Source organism: Rhodococcus sp. 21391, assembly GCF_016772255.1.
GTDB lineage: Bacteria > Actinomycetota > Actinomycetes > Mycobacteriales > Mycobacteriaceae > Rhodococcus_F > Rhodococcus_F opacus.
The window spans coordinates 1705855-1721760 of sequence record NZ_CP063781.1 but is presented as its reverse complement, the minus strand read 5'-3'; the positions used below and the strand labels follow the sequence as shown (position 1 = coordinate 1721760).

The window sequence follows — 15906 nt, the reverse complement described above, 5'->3', positions numbered from 1 at the left end:
GAGGGGCGACATGAGCGCGGAACACTTGGACGATCGACGGCAGCGCGACGACGACGGGGATCGGGCCCCGGGACTCGTCGAGCAGGTGACGGCGCTGACCTCCGGCGCCACGACATCGGTCGCGGCCACCCGCGCCGCCCTCGACCGCATCGACGCGAGCCAGCCGACGCTCAACGCGTTCAAGGTGATCCGCCGGAACAAGGCACTGGCCGAAGCCGCCGAGGCCGACCGCCGGATCGCCGCCGGTGAGCGCCTGCCGCTGCTCGGGGTCCCGATTGCCGTGAAAGACGACGTCGACGTGGCCGGCGAGCCGACCGCGTTCGGGTGCCCGGGCGACTTCCCGCCCGCGGCTCGCGATTCCGAGCTGGTGCGACGGCTGCGCGCCGCCGGCGCCGTCGTCGTGGGCAAGACCAACAGTCCCGAGCTGGGACAGTGGCCGCTCACCGGCGGACCTGCCTTCGGGTACACCCGCAATCCCTGGAACGGTGAACACACCCCCGGAGGGTCGTCCGGCGGCGCCGCGGCGGCCGTGTCCGCCGGTGTGGTGTCCGCGGCGATCGGTTCGGACGGCGCCGGGTCCATCCGCATCCCCGCCGCCTGGACCAACCTCGTCGGGATCAAGCCGCAACGCGGCCGAATCTCCACCTGGCCTGCTGCCGAGGCGTTCTACGGCCTCACCGTCAACGGTCCGCTGGCCCGGACGGTCGCCGACGCGGCCCTGCTTCTCGACGTCGCATCGGGACCGCACGAGGGCGACCTGCACACGCCCGCACCGGTCACCGTCAGCGACGCCGTCGGCCGCGACCCCGGACCGCTACGCATCGCGCTGTCGCTGCGGATCCCGTTCACCGCGACCCCCACCACGCTGCATCCCGAAGTCCGCCAGGGCGTCGCACGGATCGCCGAGGCGCTGCGCAGGCTCGGGCATCGCGTCGTGGTGGACGACCCCGACTACGGGATCATGTTCGGGCTCGGCTTCCTCCCGCGGTCGATGGTCGGCATCGACGACTGGGTGCGGAAGGTCCCGGACCCGTCACTCGTCGACCCCCGCACGAAGGGCAACGCCCGGACCGGACGACTGTTGCGCGGGGCGCCATTACGCGCCGCCCGCGCCGCCGAGCCGAGGATGCAGCGACGGGTCGGGGCGATCTTCGACAAGTACGACCTCGTCCTCGCCCCGACCACCGCGACTCCCCCACCGAGGGTCGAGGGGATCGACGGCATCAGCTCCTGGGCCACGGACAAGGTGATCACCGCGGTCTGCCCGTACGCGTGGCCGTGGAACGTGCTGGGCTGGCCCAGCGTGAACGTCCCGGCCGGGTTCACGTCCGGCAACCTGCCGACCGGAGCCCAGCTGATGGGACACGACGGTGCCGAGCCGCTGCTGGTGTCGGTTGCGGCCCAGCTCGAGTCGGTGCTGCGGTGGGACCTGGAACGTCCCGAGAGGTGGTGGTGACCGATGGCTTCGACGGACGTCCGTGACCGCATCCTCGCGGCGGCGCTGCACATCGTCGGCACGGATGGCATTCCGGGCGTGACCAATCGGCGGATCGCCGCGCAGGCCGGGGTGTCGCTCGGCTCCATCACGTACCACTTCCCCACGCAGACCGACCTGTTGCGCGCCGCGCTGTCCGGGTTCGTGACGGAGGAGACGCAGCGGCTGTCCGATCTGGCGGAGGGATACCGGGACAAGGGGCTGAGCCTCGAGGACGCCGCGGCACTCACCGGGAAGGTCGCGAAGGATCTGGCGTTCTCCGCCGAGCGGATCGCCCCGTTCGAGCTGTACATCCAGGCGGGACGTGACCACGAGCTGCGTCAGGCTGCCGCCGAATGTTTTGCCGCGTACGACGATTTGACGGTGACGATCCTCACCGCCCTCGGCGTCCCGGACGCGGCGTCCGTCGCGCCGACCATCGTCGCCACCATCGCCGGCCTGCAGCTCAGGAGACTCGCGACCGGAAGCGACGGCGATCAGGACTTCGCGACGTCGGTGCTCCTTCTCCTGAGGGCCGCCGGCCCTGTGAGTGGTTGACGAGTCTCAGTGCTCGTCAACCGCGCACGGGCTGCGCAGCCGCCTAGAACCCCAGGCGGCCCAGCTGTTTCGGGTCGCGCTGCCAGTCCTTGGCCACCTTGACGTGCAGTTCGAGGAAGATCTTGGTGCCGAGGAGCTTCTCGATCTGCAGCCGGGCCTTGGTCCCCACCTCGCGGAGCCGGGCGCCGCCCTTGCCGATCACGATGCCCTTCTGGGACGGGCGTTCGACGTAGAGCAGGGCGTGGACGTCGAGCAGTTCGCCCTGCTTCTCGGTGCGTCCCTCGCGGGGGATGATCTCCTCGATGACCACGGCCAGGGAGTGCGGCAGTTCGTCGCCGAGCCCCTCGAGTGCGGCCTCGCGGATGAGTTCCGCCATCAGCGTCTCTTCGGGTTCGTCGGTGAGCTCGCCGTCCGGGTAGAACGCCGGGCCCTCCTCCATCTTCGACGCGAGGACGTCGACCAGCACCTCCACCTGCTCACCGGAGGCGGCGGACACGGGCACGACATCCGTCTCGGGACCGAGGAGCTTGGACACGGCCAGCAACTGCTGCCCGACCATGTCCTTGCTGACCTTGTCGATCTTCGTGACGATGCCGACGAGCGTCGTCTTCGGCGCGATCTGACGGACCTGCTGCACGATCCACCGGTCGCCGGGGCCGATCTTCTCGTCCGCCGGGATGCACAGGCAGATCACGTCGACCTCGGAGTAGGTGTCGCGCACGAGGTCGTTGAGGCGCTGGCCGAGGAGCGTCCGGGGGCGGTGCAGCCCGGGGGTGTCGACGAGGATCAGCTGCGCGTGGTCGCGGTGCACGATGCCGCGGATGGTGTGGCGGGTGGTCTGCGGACGCGAAGACGTGATCGCGATCTTGCTGCCCACCAGCGCGTTGGTCAGCGTGGACTTGCCGGTGTTGGGCCGTCCGACGAAACAGACGAATCCGGAACGGAATTCGGTTTTACTCATGTTGCTCCTCGATCACGGATCCATCGGTTCGCGCGAAGACGACGGCCGCCTGCGCACTGACTTCGTGTAGGGCGGCGATGCCCGGGTCTTCCGGGTCGCCGCCGATCACGACTGCGGCCTCGAATCCCTCGGCGCCACTCGACACCGCCGCCGCGACAGCGGCCTGCAGCGCGGTCAGCGACAACGCGGCCAGCGCGACCGCGCCCGCCGCGTAGGTGCGGCCGTCGAGATCGCGGACGGCGGCGCCCTGACCACTTCCGGTGCGGCCGAACGCTCCTCGCGCGAGCACGACCAGTTTGGCGTCTTCGTCGCCCAGTTCAGTCATCGTCGTCCTCCCGGTCGCCGTCGTTGCCGTCGCCACTGTCGTCGTCCTCGTCGATGGGGGCGCGTTGCACGAAGACCGTGCTGATGCGCACCCGTCCGCGCACGTCGGGTGAGCCCTCGCCGCGCAGGACGAGACCGTGCGACACGACCTCCGACCCCGGGAGCGGCACCCTGCCGAGTTCGTAACCGATGAGCCCACCGACTGTTTCGACCTCGTCGTTCTCCACCTCGATGCCGAACAGTTCACCGAGATCCTCGATCGGCAGACGCGCGGAGACCCGGTACATGCCGTCGCCGAGATCCTCGACCGGCGGTGTCTCGTCCTGGTCGTATTCGTCGGCGATCTCACCGACGATCTCTTCGATGACGTCCTCGATGGTGACGAGCCCGGCGATTCCGCCGTATTCGTCCACCAGGATGGCCATGTGGTTGCGGTCGCGCTGCATCTCGGCGAGCAGGCTGTCGAGGGGCTTGGAATCGGGCACGAACACGGCGGGCCGCATCACGTCGGCGACGCGGACGCTGCGTCCGCCGTCGCGCGAGTGGTACGTCTCCTGCACGAGATCCTTGAGGTACACCACCCCGAGCACGTCGTCGACGTTCTCCCCGATCACGGGGATCCGCGAATGTCCGCTGCGGACAGCCAGCGACGTCGCCTGTCCGGCGCTCTTGTCGTTCTCGATCCACACCATCTCGGTGCGCGGCACCATCACCTCGCGGGCGGACGTGTCGCCGAGTTCGAACACCGACTGGATCATCCTGCGTTCCTCGTCGGCCACCACGCCGCGTTCCTGCGCCATGTCGACGAGTTCGCGCAGTTCGATCTCGGAGGCGAAGGGGCCGTTGCGAAATCCCTTACCCGGGGTGATCGCGTTACCGATCAGGATCAGGAGGCGGCTGATCGGGCCGAGCAGAGTTCCGATGACCTGCAGGGGAAACGACGTGATCAACGCGATCGAGTAGGCGTGCTGGCGACCCAGTGTCCGGGGGCCGACCCCGATCACCACGTAGTCGACGAGCACCATGATGATCGCCGTGAACGTGAGCGCCCACACCGGCTCGAGGAGATCGGACAGGCCACCGACGAGCACCACCGTCGCCGTGATCTCGCACAGGATACGCAGCAGCACCATGAGATTCACGTAGCGGGGGCGATCCGACAGGATGCGGAGCACGCGGGTGGCGCCGGGGCGATCCTCCTTCGCCATCTCCTCGATGCGCGCGGACGAGATCGTGTTGAGTGCGGAATCGACGGCGGCGAAGACACCACCGAGCGGGACGAGGACGATCGCGAGGACGATCAGCGCGATGGCGCTACTCACAGAAGACCCTTCACGTGGCGGTTACTGGTCGGGTGAGTCGAAGAAGCCGGCCTTGCCGAGCAGCTTCTGATCCCGGGCAGCGAGTGCGGCGTCGCGTTCGGCCCTGCGCAGATCCTCGTACCAGTCCTCGAGCAACTGGTTCTGCAGCCCGAACATCTCCTTCTCCTCCTCCGGTTCGGCGTGGTCGTAGCCGAGGAGGTGGAGCACACCGTGCACGGTGAGCAGAGCGAGTTCGTGGGCGAGCGGGTGATCGGCCTTCTCGGCCTGGTCCGCAGCGAACGACGGGCACAGCACGATGTCACCGAGCATCGACGGTCCGGGTTCGGGCGAGTCCGGGCGACCGCCGGGCTCGAGCTCGTCCATCGGGAACGACATCACGTCGGTGGGACCGGGCAGGTCCATCCACCGCATGTGGAGGTCGGCCATGGTGGCCGAGTCCACGAGGACCATCGACAACTCGGCCGCGGGGTGCACGTCCATCCTCGCGATCACGAAGCGGGCAACGCTGATCAGCTCCTCTTCGGAGACGTCCATGCCCGATTCGTTCGAGACTTCGATGCTCATGTGTGTCGCTTCCTCCTGGTTCCGGCGACACTCACCCTACCGTCGTGGAGAACGCGAGTGCGCCGCTCTCCGCTGTGCGCGGTTCCCGAGCTCGACCTTGCCGTCCCGGTCCGCCTCGAAACGCTCGTACGCGTCGACGATGTCGGACACCAGCCGGTGCCGGACCACGTCGCTGCTGTTGAGTTCGGCGAAGTAGATGTCGTCGATGTCACCGAGGATCTCGGTGGCCGCGCGGAGCCCGGACCGGGCACCGCCCGGCAGGTCCACCTGCGTGACGTCGCCGGTGACCACGACCTTGGAGCCGAAGCCCAGCCGGGTGAGGAACATCTTCATCTGCTCGGCGGTGGTGTTCTGCGCCTCGTCGAGGATGATGAACGCGTCGTTGAGCGTGCGGCCACGCATGTACGCCAGCGGCGCCACCTCGATGACACCCGACTGCATCAGCTTCGGGATGGCCTCGGGGTCCATCATGTCGTGGAGCGCGTCGTGCAGCGGGCGCAGGTACGGATCGATCTTCTCGTGCAGCGTGCCGGGCAGGAACCCGAGCCGCTCGCCCGCCTCGACCGCGGGGCGGGTGAGGATGATCCGCGACACCTGCTTGGTCTGCAGGGCCTGCACCGCCTTCGCCATGGCGAGGTAGGTCTTGCCGGTACCGGCAGGCCCGATGCCGAACACGATGGTGTTGGCGTCGATCGCGTCGACGTAGCGCTTCTGGTTCAGCGTCTTCGGCCGGATCGTCTTCCCGCGCCGCGACAGGATGTCGAGGGTCAGGACCTCGGCGGGTGATTCGCTCAGCCCCTGCGTGAGCATGCCGACCGTGCGACGCACCGCGTCGGGGGTCAGGGGTTGCCCGCGACCGACGATGGAGCCCAGTTCGGCGATGACCCGTTCGGCGAGCGCAACGTCGCCGGGCCGTCCCGTCAGCGTGACGGCGTTGCCGCGTACATGGATGTCTGCGTCCAGGACCCGTTCGAGAGCGCGCAGATTCTCGTCGGAAGAACCGAGGAGAGGCGGGACCGTTTCGGGTGGGAGATCGATATTCGAACGCACGGTGCGTTCCGCCGGACGCGTGGCGCCGAACGTCTCGCCGTTCTGGTCTTGTTCGCTCACGTGAGGAATATGGCCTTCTTCCCGGTTCCTGGTTGGTCACGACGGTCGTCGTGCTGAGGGAAGTCTATCGCTCGCAGGTCACAGCTCCCACCTGATTACGCGACGCCGTCACGACTTCGGGACATTCGGATGCCCGCCCGGTCACTGCCGCGCCTCGCCCGCCGACGCGTGCCCCGTCGGCGGGCGTCAGCCCGAGCACTCACCGGCGTCGGACAGTAGGGCGTCCCGCGAGATCTTCCAGCAGTCGGTCTCGGGATTGAGGAACGCGTAGTGGTCTTCGCCCTCGACGACATGCAGCGCGACCGGGTCCCCGGCTGCCTGCGCGGCCTCGCTGTACCGCACACTCACCTTCGCCGGAACCTGAGCGTCCTCCGTGCCGTGCACGCACACCACCGGCACTCCGGTGGGAATGCGGTGCCGTGGGGACGCGGCGCGGTACCGATCGGGATCTTCGTCGAACGGGACGCCCAGGAGATCCTCGATGTAGCCGATCCGCCGGCCTCGCTCCCCCGCGGACGCGAGGTCGAGGGCGCCCGCCTGGGACACGACCCGCTCCGGCCGGACCGTCGTCTGCCTCTCCCCGGCGAGCCACACCGCGAGCTGTCCACCGGCGGAGTGGCCGACGACCCGGACCTTCGACAGGTCGAACGGGACGGGCGACTGCTCGGCGACCGGACCGGCGATCGCGTCGAGCGCGGCGAGAACGTCGGCGGACATCTCGTCCCACCGGCCGCCCGCACCGAGCCTGCGGTATTCGATGTTCCAGACGGCGACGCCGTGGCGGGCGAGGTCGACCGCGAAGCTCGTGCCCAGGTTCAGGTGGTACTTCCCGCTCCAGAAACCGCCGTGGACGACCATCACCACCGGGACCGCGGCGGCCACGGGCTCCTCGGGCGGGTAGAAGTGCCCGAACTGCTGCGGTTCGGTTCCGTAGGCGATGCGAATGCGGTCCACGGACAGTCAGGCTAGCGGGGCCGCGCCCCAGCGGTCCGTGAGGACACCGATGGCGCCCAGCGCGACGGCCGCGGCGGTCGAGGTCCGCAGAACGTGCGGACCGAGCAGCACCGGGACGGCACCGGCGTCCGTCAGCGCGGCGATCTCCTCCTCGGAGATACCGCCCTCCGGGCCGACGACGAGCACGATCTCGGACGCCGAGCGCAGTGGAAGCTCGGCGAGGCCCTGGGCGGCCGCCTCGTGCAGCACGGCGACGACGCCGCCCCGGCCGACCACCTCACGGACGACGGCGAGCATCCCGGCGGTGCGGTGCAGTTCCGACACCTCGGGGACGATCGCCCGCCGGGACTGCTTGGCGGCGGCGAGAGCCGCGCTACGCCAGCGAGCGACACCCTTCGCGACCTTGGGGCCCTCCCACCGGGCCACGCAACGCGACGACTGCCACGGCACGATCGCGTCGACTCCGGCCTCGGTGGCCAGCTCGACCGCCAACTCGGACCGCTCCGCCTTCGGAAGCGCTTGCACCACAGTCACACTCGGCGACGGCGCCGACACCTGACGACGCTCGTGAACGGTGAGTTCGAGCCGGTCCTTACCGGCCCCCGTCACCTCGGTGTCGGCGAGACCACCCCGGCCGTCGGCCAGCACGATCCGCTCCCCGACACCGATCCGGCGCACCGTCGCGGCATGCCTGCCCTCCGGGCCGTCCAGAACCGCGGTGCTCCCCACCTCGGGCAGCGGGTCGAGGAAGAAGACCGTCGCCGCCACGGTCAGCGACCGCTGAACGCTTCACGCAGGCGTGAGAACAATCCGCCGCTGTGCTGCGACTGCGTGGAGACCACCTCGGCGACGTCGCGGTCGCGCAGGTCCTTGAGTTCGCGGAGAAGCTTCGTCTCCTTGTGGTCGAGGCGCGACGGAACCACGACCTCGAGGTGGGCGTGCACGTCGCCGCGGATGCCGGAACGCAGCTTCGGCATGCCGTGCCCGCGCAGGACCGTCACCGATCCCGGCTGAGTTCCCGGCTCGATGGTGATCTCCTTGGGTCCGTCGATGATCGTGTCGATCGTCACGGTCGTGCCGAGGGCGGCGTCGATCATCGGTACCCGGACCGTGCAGTGCAGGTCTTCGCCGTCGCGCACGAACACCTCGTGCGCCTGCTCGACCACCTCGACGTACAGGTCGCCTGCGGGTCCGCCGCCGGGGCCGACCTCGCCCTGCGCGGCGAGCCGGATACGCATTCCGCCGGCCACGCCTGCGGGCACCTTCACCGTGATGTCGCGGCGGGCACGCACCCGGCCGTCGCCGCCACACTTGTGGCAGGGGTCGGGGATCGTCTCGCCGGCGCCGCGGCAGGTGGGGCACGGCCGCGACGTCATGACCTGGCCGAGGAACGAACGCTGCACCGACTGGACCTCGCCCGCGCCGCCACAGGTCTCACAGCGCACCGGCTTGGAATCGCCGTTGGTGCCCGCACCGGTGCAGCTGTCGCACAGGATCGCCGTTTCGACGGTGACCTGCTTGCTCACGCCGGTCGCGCATTCCGCCAACGTCAGCCTGGTGCGCAGGAGGGAATCGGCGCCCGGCTGGACGCGGCCGCGCGGTCCGCGGCCTGCACCGCCTCCGCCGCCGAAGAACGCTTCGAACACGTCGCCGAGGCCGCCACCGAAACCGCCGCCGAAGCCGGCACCGCCTCCGCCGCCACCCGAGGAGAGGGGGTCGCCGCCGAGGTCGACGATGCGACGCTTCTCCGGATCGGACAGCACCTCGTAGGCCGTCGAGATGTCCCGGAACCGGGCCTGCGCCGCCTCGTCGGGGTTCACGTCGGGATGCAGTTCCCTCGCAAGCTTGCGGTACGCGCGCTTGAGCTCCTGATCGGTCGCCTTCTGATCGACGCCGAGCGTTGCGTAGTAATCCCGTGCCACGTTGAGTCTCTCGTCCTTCTCTGCTTCGTTATCTCGCTACCGGTACCTGTGCTCGCCCCGCGGCGGGCTGTCGCCGGGGCCGGCCGTCACCGCTCGGCGAGCACCTGGCCGATGTATCTCGCAACGGCTGCCACCGACGCGATTGTTCCCGGATAGTCCATTCGGGTGGGTCCGAGCACGCCCATTCCGCCGAGCACGGTGCCTGCCGCACCGTAGCCGGTCGAGATGACGGAGGTGCCGCGCATCTGCTCCACCTGGGTTTCCTCACCGATCCGCACCGTCACGGTGCCCGCGTCCTGCGTGGCGGCCAGCAGTTTGAGCACCACCACCTGCTCCTCCAGCGCCTCGAGGACCGCGCGCAGCGAACCGGGGAACCCGCTGATTCCCGAGAAGTCGGCGGCGTTGCGGGTCAGGTTCGCGGTGCCGCCGAGGACCAGCCGCTCCTCGGGATGCTCGACGAGCGTTTCCACCAGCACGGTGGCCGAACGGATCACGGCGTCGCGCAGATCCTCCGGGGCCTCGTCGGCGAGTTCCGAGACCGCGATGGACGCCGCCGCCAGCCGCTTGCCGTCGAGGGCGCCCCCGAGCAGTCCGCGCAGCCGCGCCAGGTCCTGGTCGTCGAGCACGTCGCCGAGTTCGACGATGCGCTGATCGACTCGACCCGAATCGGTGATGAGCACCAGCAGCAGGCGGGCGGGCGTCAGCGCGACCACCTCGAGGTGCCGGACCGACGACGCCGAGAGTGTGGGATATTGCACAACCGCGACCTGGCGTGTGAGTTGCGCGAGCAGGCGCACACCGCGCCGGAGAACGTCGTCCAGGTCGACCCCGGACTCGAGGAAATCGAGGATCGCGCGCCGCTCCGCCGTCGACAGCGGCTTCACGTCGGCGATGCGGTCGACGAACTGCCGGTAGCCCTTGTCCGTGGGAACACGGCCGGAACTCGTGTGCGGCTGGGCGATGTAGCCCTCGCTCTCGAGGAACGCCATGTCGTTGCGGACCGTCGCACTGGACACACCCAGATTGTGCCGCTCGACCAGCGCCTTCGATCCCACCGGCTCCTGGGTCGAGACGTAGTCGGCGACGATGGCGCGGAGAACCTCGAACCGTCTGTCGTCCGTACTCGACATCGCCGTCCACCTCCAGTTCTCGATCATCACGAGCAGCGGCGTCACCGAACCTTCGTTCGGATCGGCCGCCACATCCCCTGAGCTACGTGCAGATGCACGTGCATCTCGGCTCGGTCCAGTCTAATCGTCGCGCCGCCGATACCGGTTCAGGCCTTACTGTGGTGACCGGAGACGAGCAGAGGCAACGACCACGGGCGGATGACGAGGCGATGATTTTCAAAGGTGTCATGGACGGCAAGCCGTACCCGGACCACGGGTTGTCGCTGCGCGACTGGTCCAAGATCCCACCCCGGCAGGTGCGGCTGGACGAGATCGTCACCACGACGAAGGTTCTCGAGCTCGACCGGCTGCTGTCGGAGGACTCGACGTTCTACGGCGACCTGTTCCCGCACGCGGTCCAGTGGCACGGGGTGCTCTACCTCGAGGACGGACTGCACCGGGCCGTGCGCTCGGCACTGCGAAACCGCGTCGTGCTGCACGCCCGCGTCTTCGACTACGACGAGATGCCCGGCATCGTCACGGCCTGAGGATTCGAAGGTGAGCGGTCGAGGGCTGAGCGGTCGAGGGCTGAGCGGTCGAGGGCTGAGCGGTCGAGGGCTGAGCGTCAGCGCAGCACCGTCCGGACCACGGCGTCGGCGAGGAGCCGCCCACGGTCGGTCAGCACCAGGTGCTCGCCCTCGCGCACCAGCAGTCCGTCGGCCACCACGGTCTCGGCCGCGCGCTGCTCCGCGGCATCCAGCTCCGCCACCGGGAGTCCCGTCCGCAGCCGCGCCGTGAGCATCACCCGCTCGACGTGGACGTCCTCCGTGGTCAGCTGTTCGCTCCCACCGACGGGCAGACTTCCCGCCGCCAGCTGGTCCGCGTAGCGCGCCGGGTGCTTGACGTTCCACCAGCGCACACCGCCGACGTGGCTGTGCGCGCCCGGCCCGGCGCCCCACCAGTCCCCGCCGTCCCAGTACCCCAGGTTGTGCCGGCAGCGTGATTCCCCCGTCGCGGCGTCAGCCGATGCCCAGTTCGACACCTCGTACCAGGTCAGGCCCGCGTCGGCGAGCCGCGCGTCGATGCGCTCGTACCGCGACGCCAGGACGTCGTCGTCGGGCGCGGGCAGTTCCCCGCGGCGCACCTTCCTCGCCAGCGCGGTGCCGTCCTCGACGATCAGCGCGTAGGCGGATACGTGGTCCACCCCGGCGGACAGCACGGCGTCCAGCGAGAGGTCGAGGTCCTCGTCGCGCTCCCCCGGCGTTCCGTAGATGAGGTCGAGATTGACGTGCTTGAATCCGGCGGCCCGGGCCTCCTGCGCCGCCGCCACCGCACGTCCGGGTGTGTGGGTGCGGTCGAGCACCTTCAGCACGTGCTGCGCCGCCGACTGCATGCCCAGCGAGATCCGCGTGAATCCGCCGGCGAGCAACCGCTCGAAGAACTCCGGCGACGTGGACTCCGGGTTCGACTCGGTGGTCACTTCGGCGCCCTTCGCGAGGCCGAAGCTCGAGCGGACCGCACCGAGAACGTCCGCCAGTCCGTCGCCGCCGAGGAGTGACGGTGTGCCACCGCCGACGAACACCGTGTCGACGGCCGGGGCGCCCGTCATCTGCGCGGCGAGGTCGAGTTCGCGGCGCAACCCCTCCATCCACGACTGCGGCGACGCCGACGTCCCCAGTTCGCCTGCCGTGTATGTGTTGAAATCGCAGTATCCGCAGCGTGTGGCGCAGAAAGGCACGTGCACGTAGATCCCGAACGGGCGGCTCCCCACCCCCGTCAGCGCACTTCCTGGCAGCGCGAATGCCGCGGCCTCGTCGCGTCCGACCGTGGGAGTGCTCGTTCCGTTCATCCTTACAGTCTCCATGGTCGGCTCACCTCCGGTGTCCACCCGACCGTCGCGGGCCCCTCCTCGTGATATTTCCCGCAAAAATGGTGGAAATCGGTGCCCGGCTCTGCGTGAGCGATCTGACGTGGCACAATGGTCGGCATGACCGGACCCGGAGTGCGACTTGTGGCGCGTCGTCACGTCGATCTCAAGCGTGTCTGCAGCTGTTGTTGTCTGCCCTGTATCGCGCAGTAATTCAGCCTGTCAGCCCGTTCATCATTCTTCTCGACTTCCGGCCGGATTCGAATGCCCTGAGCGAGGACTAGCCCTCCTCCTCGGCCTCAGCCGGTGCATCTTGAGATTCAGGAGTGCTCCATGACGTCGACCACCGACGCCTCCCCCGCTGCCGTCGAGGCAGCACCCGCGCGTACGCGCACGGCGAAGCCGGCCCGGCGACGCGCCGAAGGCCAGTGGGCCCTCGGCTACCGCGAGCCCCTCAACGCCAACGAGCAGGCCAAGAAGGACGACAATCCGCTCAACGTCCGGGCCCGCATCGAGAACATCTACTCGAAGCAGGGCTTCGACAGCATCGACAAGGGTGACCTGCGTGGCCGTATGCGCTGGTGGGGTCTCTACACCCAGCGCGAGCAGGGTTACGACGGCACCTTCACCGGTGACGAGAACATCGACCTGCTCGAGGCCAGGTACTTCATGATGCGGGTCCGCTGCGACGCCGGCGCCCTCAACGTCGAGCAGCTGCGCACCATCGCCGGCATATCCACCGAGTTCGCGCGTGACACCGCCGACCTGTCGGACCGCGAAAACGTCCAGTACCACTGGATCGAGGTCGAGAACGTCCCCGAGATCTGGAAGCGGCTCGAGTCCGTCGGCCTCAAGACCACCGAGGCGTGCGGTGACTGCCCCCGCGTCGTCCTGGGTTCACCGCTGGCAGGCGAGTCGCTGACCGAGGTCCTCGACCCCACTCCCGCGATCGACGAGATCGTCCGCCGCTACATCGGCAAGCCCGAGTACTCGAATCTGCCGCGCAAGTTCAAGACCGCGATCTCCGGTCAGCAGGACGTGGTGCACGAGATCAACGACGTCGCGTTCGTCGGGGTCAACCACCCCGAGCACGGTCCCGGCCTGGACCTGTGGGTCGGCGGCGGGCTGTCCACCAACCCGATGCTGGCGCAGCGGGTCGGCGTCTGGGTGCCGCTCGACGAGGTTCCCGACGTGTGGGAGGCCGTCGTGTCGATCTTCCGCGACTACGGCTACCGCCGGCTGCGGAACAAGGCCCGCCTGAAGTTCCTGGTCAAGGACTGGGGCATCGAGCGGTTCCGCGAGGTCCTCGAAACCGAGTACCTGAAGCGCAAGCTCATCGACGGCCCCGCGCCGGAGAAGCCCACCCGGCCGATCGACCACGTCGGTGTGCAGAAGACCCGCAACGGTCTCAACGCCGTCGGCGTCGCCCCCATCGCGGGTCGCGTGTCGGGCACGATCCTGGCCAAGGTCGCGGACGCCGCGGAGCGGGCCGGCAGCGACAAGATCCGCTTCACGCCGTACCAGAAGCTGATCATTCTCGACGTCGCCGACGACAAGCTCGAGCAGCTGATCGCCGACCTGGACGAGGTGGGCCTGCCCGCGCGTCCGTCGCACTGGCGCAAGAACCTGATGGCGTGCTCGGGCATCGAGTTCTGCAAGCTGTCGTTCGCGGAGACGCGGAAGCGCTCGCAGGTGCTCGTCCCCGAACTCGAGCAGCGGCTCGCCGACATCAACGCGCAGCTCGACGTGCCGATCACGATCAACATCAACGGCTGCCCGAACTCCTGCGCCCGCTCACAGGTCGCCGACATCGGGTTCAAGGGGATGCTCGTCGACGACGGCGAGGGCAACCAGGTGGAGGGCTTCCAGGTCCACCTCGGCGGCAGCCTCGGATTCGATTCGGCCTTCGGCCGGAAGCTTCGCCAGCACAAGGTCACCAGCACCGAACTCGGTGACTACATCGATCGCGTCGTCCGCCAGTTCGTGAAGCACCGCAACGAGAGTGAACGCTTCGCGGAATGGGTCGTGCGCGCAGACGAAGGAGACTTGCGTTGAATCTCGCCACAGCCACACAGGACGACCTTCGGCTCCTTGCCGCACAGGGGGCGGCAAGTCTCGAGGGTGCCTCCGCGCACGAACTGCTGCGGTGGACCGAAGAGACGTTCGGGGCCGGGGCGAGCGAAGCGACGGGGTACCGGAACAGCTACATCGTCGCGTCGAACATGCAGGACGGCGTTCTGGTCCACCTCGCCGCCCAGGTCCATCCCGGTGTGGACGTGCTGTTCCTCGACACCGGTTACCACTTCGCGGAGACCATCGGCACCCGCGACGCCGTCGAGCAGGTGTACGGCGTCAACGTGATCAACGCGCGGGCCGAGGCGAGTGTCGTCGAACAGGATGCGGCGGAGGGCAAGGACCTGTTCGCCCGCGAACCCAACCGGTGCTGCGCACTGCGGAAGGTCGCCCCGTTGAAGAAGACCCTCTCCGGCTACAAGGCGTGGGTGACCGGCATCCGGCGCGTCGAGGCGCCCACCCGCGCGAACGCCCCCCTGATCTCGTTCGACGACGCGTTCGGTCTGGTGAAGATCAACCCGATCGCCGCGTGGTCCGACGAAGACATGCAGTCCTACATCGACGAGCACTCGATTCTGGTGAATCCGCTCGTCGACGAGGGATATCCGTCCATCGGGTGCGCTCCGTGCACCAGCAAGCCAGCCCCCGGCAGCGATCCGCGCAGCGGCCGCTGGGCCGGTCAGGCCAAGACAGAATGCGGGTTGCACGCCTCATGACCATCGACATCTCCACTTCCCTCGCCGAATCCGCCGTCCGGCCGCAGTTGGACGGGTCGCAGTTCGACACGCTCGACGCGCTCGAGTCGGAAGCCATCCACATCTTCCGTGAGGTCGCGGGCGAGTTCGAACGCCCGGTGATCCTGTTCTCGGGCGGCAAGGACTCCACGGTGCTGCTGCACCTGGCGATCAAGGCGTTCTGGCCTGCACCGCTGCCGTTCGCGCTGCTGCACGTCGACACCGGACACAACCTGCAGGAGGTCCTCGACTTCCGCGATCACGTCGTGTCCAAGTACAACCTGCGCCTGCACGTGGCGAAGGTCGAGGACTACCTGGCCGACGGCCGGCTCACCGAACGCCCTGACGGGATTCGCAACCCCCTCCAGACCGTTCCCCTGCTCGACGCCATCGCCGAGAACCGTTTCGACGCGGTCTTCGGTGGCGCCCGGCGCGACGAGGAGCGTGCCCGGGCCAAGGAGCGCATCTTCTCGCTGCGCAACAGTTTCGGCCAGTGGGACCCGAAGAAGCAGCGCCCCGAACTGTGGAACCTGTACAACGGCAAGCACTCCCCCGGTGAGCAGGTCCGCGTCTTCCCGCTCAGCAACTTCACCGAACTCGACATCTGGCGGTACATCGCCCGTGACAACGTCGAACTGGCCAGCATCTACTACGCGCACCAGCGCGAGGTGTACCAGCGCGACGGCATGTGGATGACGCCCGGTGTGTGGGGCGGACCGTCCGAGGGTGAGGACCTGCAGACGCTGTCGGTGCGGTACCGCACCGTCGGCGACGGGTCCACCACCGGCGCAGTACTTTCCGAGGCCGGCGACAACGAGGCGATCCTCGCCGAGGTCGCAGCGTCCCGGCTGACCGAGCGCGGCGCGACCCGCGGCGACGACCGAGTTTCCGAAGCGGCTATGGAAGACCGCAAGCGAGAGGGCTATTTCTGATC

General features: G+C 68.7%; 17 protein-coding genes. 7 read left to right on the top strand and 10 right to left on the bottom strand.

The window, feature by feature from the left end:
* Nucleotides 1–10 precede the first annotated feature (10 nt).
* Together GO592_RS08125 and GO592_RS08120 are read left to right on the top strand one after the other, a co-directional pair.
* Entirely contained in the window at nt 11–1456 is a 1446-nt protein-coding gene (locus GO592_RS08125; protein ID WP_007299501.1) for an amidase, read from the top strand.
* A gap of 3 nt (nt 1457–1459) precedes the next feature.
* Nucleotides 1460–2032, top strand: a complete 573-nt coding sequence (locus GO592_RS08120) for a TetR/AcrR family transcriptional regulator (RefSeq protein WP_007299500.1) — start codon at nt 1460–1462, stop codon at nt 2030–2032.
* A 43-nt stretch (nt 2033–2075) separates the two neighbouring features.
* Here GO592_RS08120 and era read toward each other — a convergent pair whose 3' ends face one another.
* The 9 genes from era to hrcA form a co-directional block, all read right to left on the bottom strand.
* A complete protein-coding gene (gene era, locus GO592_RS08115) occupies nt 2076–2993 on the bottom strand; it encodes a GTPase Era (RefSeq protein WP_005247923.1) in 918 nt (305 codons plus the stop codon).
* On the bottom strand, nt 2986–3318 hold the full coding sequence (locus GO592_RS08110; RefSeq protein ID WP_007299499.1) for a hypothetical protein: 333 nt from the start codon (nt 3316–3318) through the stop codon (nt 2986–2988). Before GO592_RS08110 ends, era begins: the two co-directional genes overlap by 8 nt.
* The gene (locus tag GO592_RS08105; RefSeq protein ID WP_007299498.1) at nt 3311–4639 is read right to left on the bottom strand and encodes a hemolysin family protein; all 1329 of its coding nucleotides are present in this window, start codon (nt 4637–4639) and stop codon (nt 3311–3313) included. The genes GO592_RS08110 and GO592_RS08105 overlap by 8 nt, the downstream gene beginning before the upstream one ends.
* A 21-nt stretch (nt 4640–4660) precedes the next feature.
* Nucleotides 4661–5203 (bottom strand): rRNA maturation RNase YbeY, encoded by a 543-nt coding sequence (gene ybeY / locus GO592_RS08100; protein WP_005247928.1) that lies wholly within the window; start codon nt 5201–5203, stop codon nt 4661–4663.
* A 36-nt stretch (nt 5204–5239) separates the two neighbouring features.
* Nucleotides 5240–6313 (bottom strand): PhoH family protein, encoded by a 1074-nt coding sequence (locus tag GO592_RS08095; RefSeq protein ID WP_007299497.1) that lies wholly within the window; start codon nt 6311–6313, stop codon nt 5240–5242.
* 186 nt (nt 6314–6499) lie between these two features.
* Nucleotides 6500–7267 carry an alpha/beta hydrolase family protein gene (locus GO592_RS08090; RefSeq protein ID WP_005261235.1) on the bottom strand — a complete coding sequence of 256 codons (768 nt, stop codon included), beginning with the start codon at nt 7265–7267 and terminating at the stop codon, nt 6500–6502.
* Nucleotides 7268–7273: 6 nt separating this feature from the next.
* Entirely contained in the window at nt 7274–8035 is a 762-nt protein-coding gene (locus GO592_RS08085) for a 16S rRNA (uracil(1498)-N(3))-methyltransferase (protein WP_007299496.1), read from the bottom strand.
* 2 nt (nt 8036–8037) lie between these two features.
* Nucleotides 8038–9189: a molecular chaperone DnaJ gene (gene dnaJ / locus GO592_RS08080; protein WP_007299495.1), complete on the bottom strand. Its 1152-nt coding sequence runs from the start codon at nt 9187–9189 to the stop codon at nt 8038–8040.
* Between the two features lie 86 nt (nt 9190–9275).
* The gene (hrcA, locus tag GO592_RS08075; RefSeq protein WP_005247940.1) at nt 9276–10319 is read right to left on the bottom strand and encodes a heat-inducible transcriptional repressor HrcA; all 1044 of its coding nucleotides are present in this window, start codon (nt 10317–10319) and stop codon (nt 9276–9278) included.
* A 209-nt stretch (nt 10320–10528) separates the two neighbouring features.
* Between hrcA and GO592_RS08070 the strand changes: the two genes are divergently transcribed.
* Nucleotides 10529–10846 (top strand): type II toxin-antitoxin system VapB family antitoxin, encoded by a 318-nt coding sequence (locus GO592_RS08070; RefSeq protein ID WP_005261240.1) that lies wholly within the window; start codon nt 10529–10531, stop codon nt 10844–10846.
* Between the two features lie 77 nt (nt 10847–10923).
* Here GO592_RS08070 and hemW read toward each other — a convergent pair whose 3' ends face one another.
* Nucleotides 10924–12147 (bottom strand): radical SAM family heme chaperone HemW, encoded by a 1224-nt coding sequence (gene hemW, locus GO592_RS08065; RefSeq protein ID WP_007299494.1) that lies wholly within the window; start codon nt 12145–12147, stop codon nt 10924–10926.
* Between the two features lie 129 nt (nt 12148–12276).
* Between hemW and GO592_RS46480 the strand changes: the two genes are divergently transcribed.
* The 4 genes from GO592_RS46480 to cysD all read left to right on the top strand — a co-directional run bounded on the left by GO592_RS46480 (nt 12277) and on the right by cysD (nt 15904).
* On the top strand, nt 12277–12378 hold the full coding sequence (locus GO592_RS46480; protein WP_368681006.1) for an Ms4527A family Cys-rich leader peptide: 102 nt from the start codon (nt 12277–12279) through the stop codon (nt 12376–12378).
* A 120-nt stretch (nt 12379–12498) separates the two neighbouring features.
* Complete coding sequence (locus tag GO592_RS08060; RefSeq protein WP_007299493.1) at nt 12499–14220, top strand: nitrite/sulfite reductase; 1722 nt, start codon at nt 12499–12501, stop codon at nt 14218–14220.
* Entirely contained in the window at nt 14184–14954 is a 771-nt protein-coding gene (locus GO592_RS08055; protein WP_050998676.1) for a phosphoadenylyl-sulfate reductase, read from the top strand. The genes GO592_RS08060 and GO592_RS08055 overlap by 37 nt, the downstream gene beginning before the upstream one ends.
* A complete protein-coding gene (cysD, locus tag GO592_RS08050) occupies nt 14951–15904 on the top strand; it encodes a sulfate adenylyltransferase subunit CysD (RefSeq protein WP_005261244.1) in 954 nt (317 codons plus the stop codon). Before GO592_RS08055 ends, cysD begins: the two co-directional genes overlap by 4 nt.
* Nucleotides 15905–15906 lie beyond the last annotated feature (2 nt).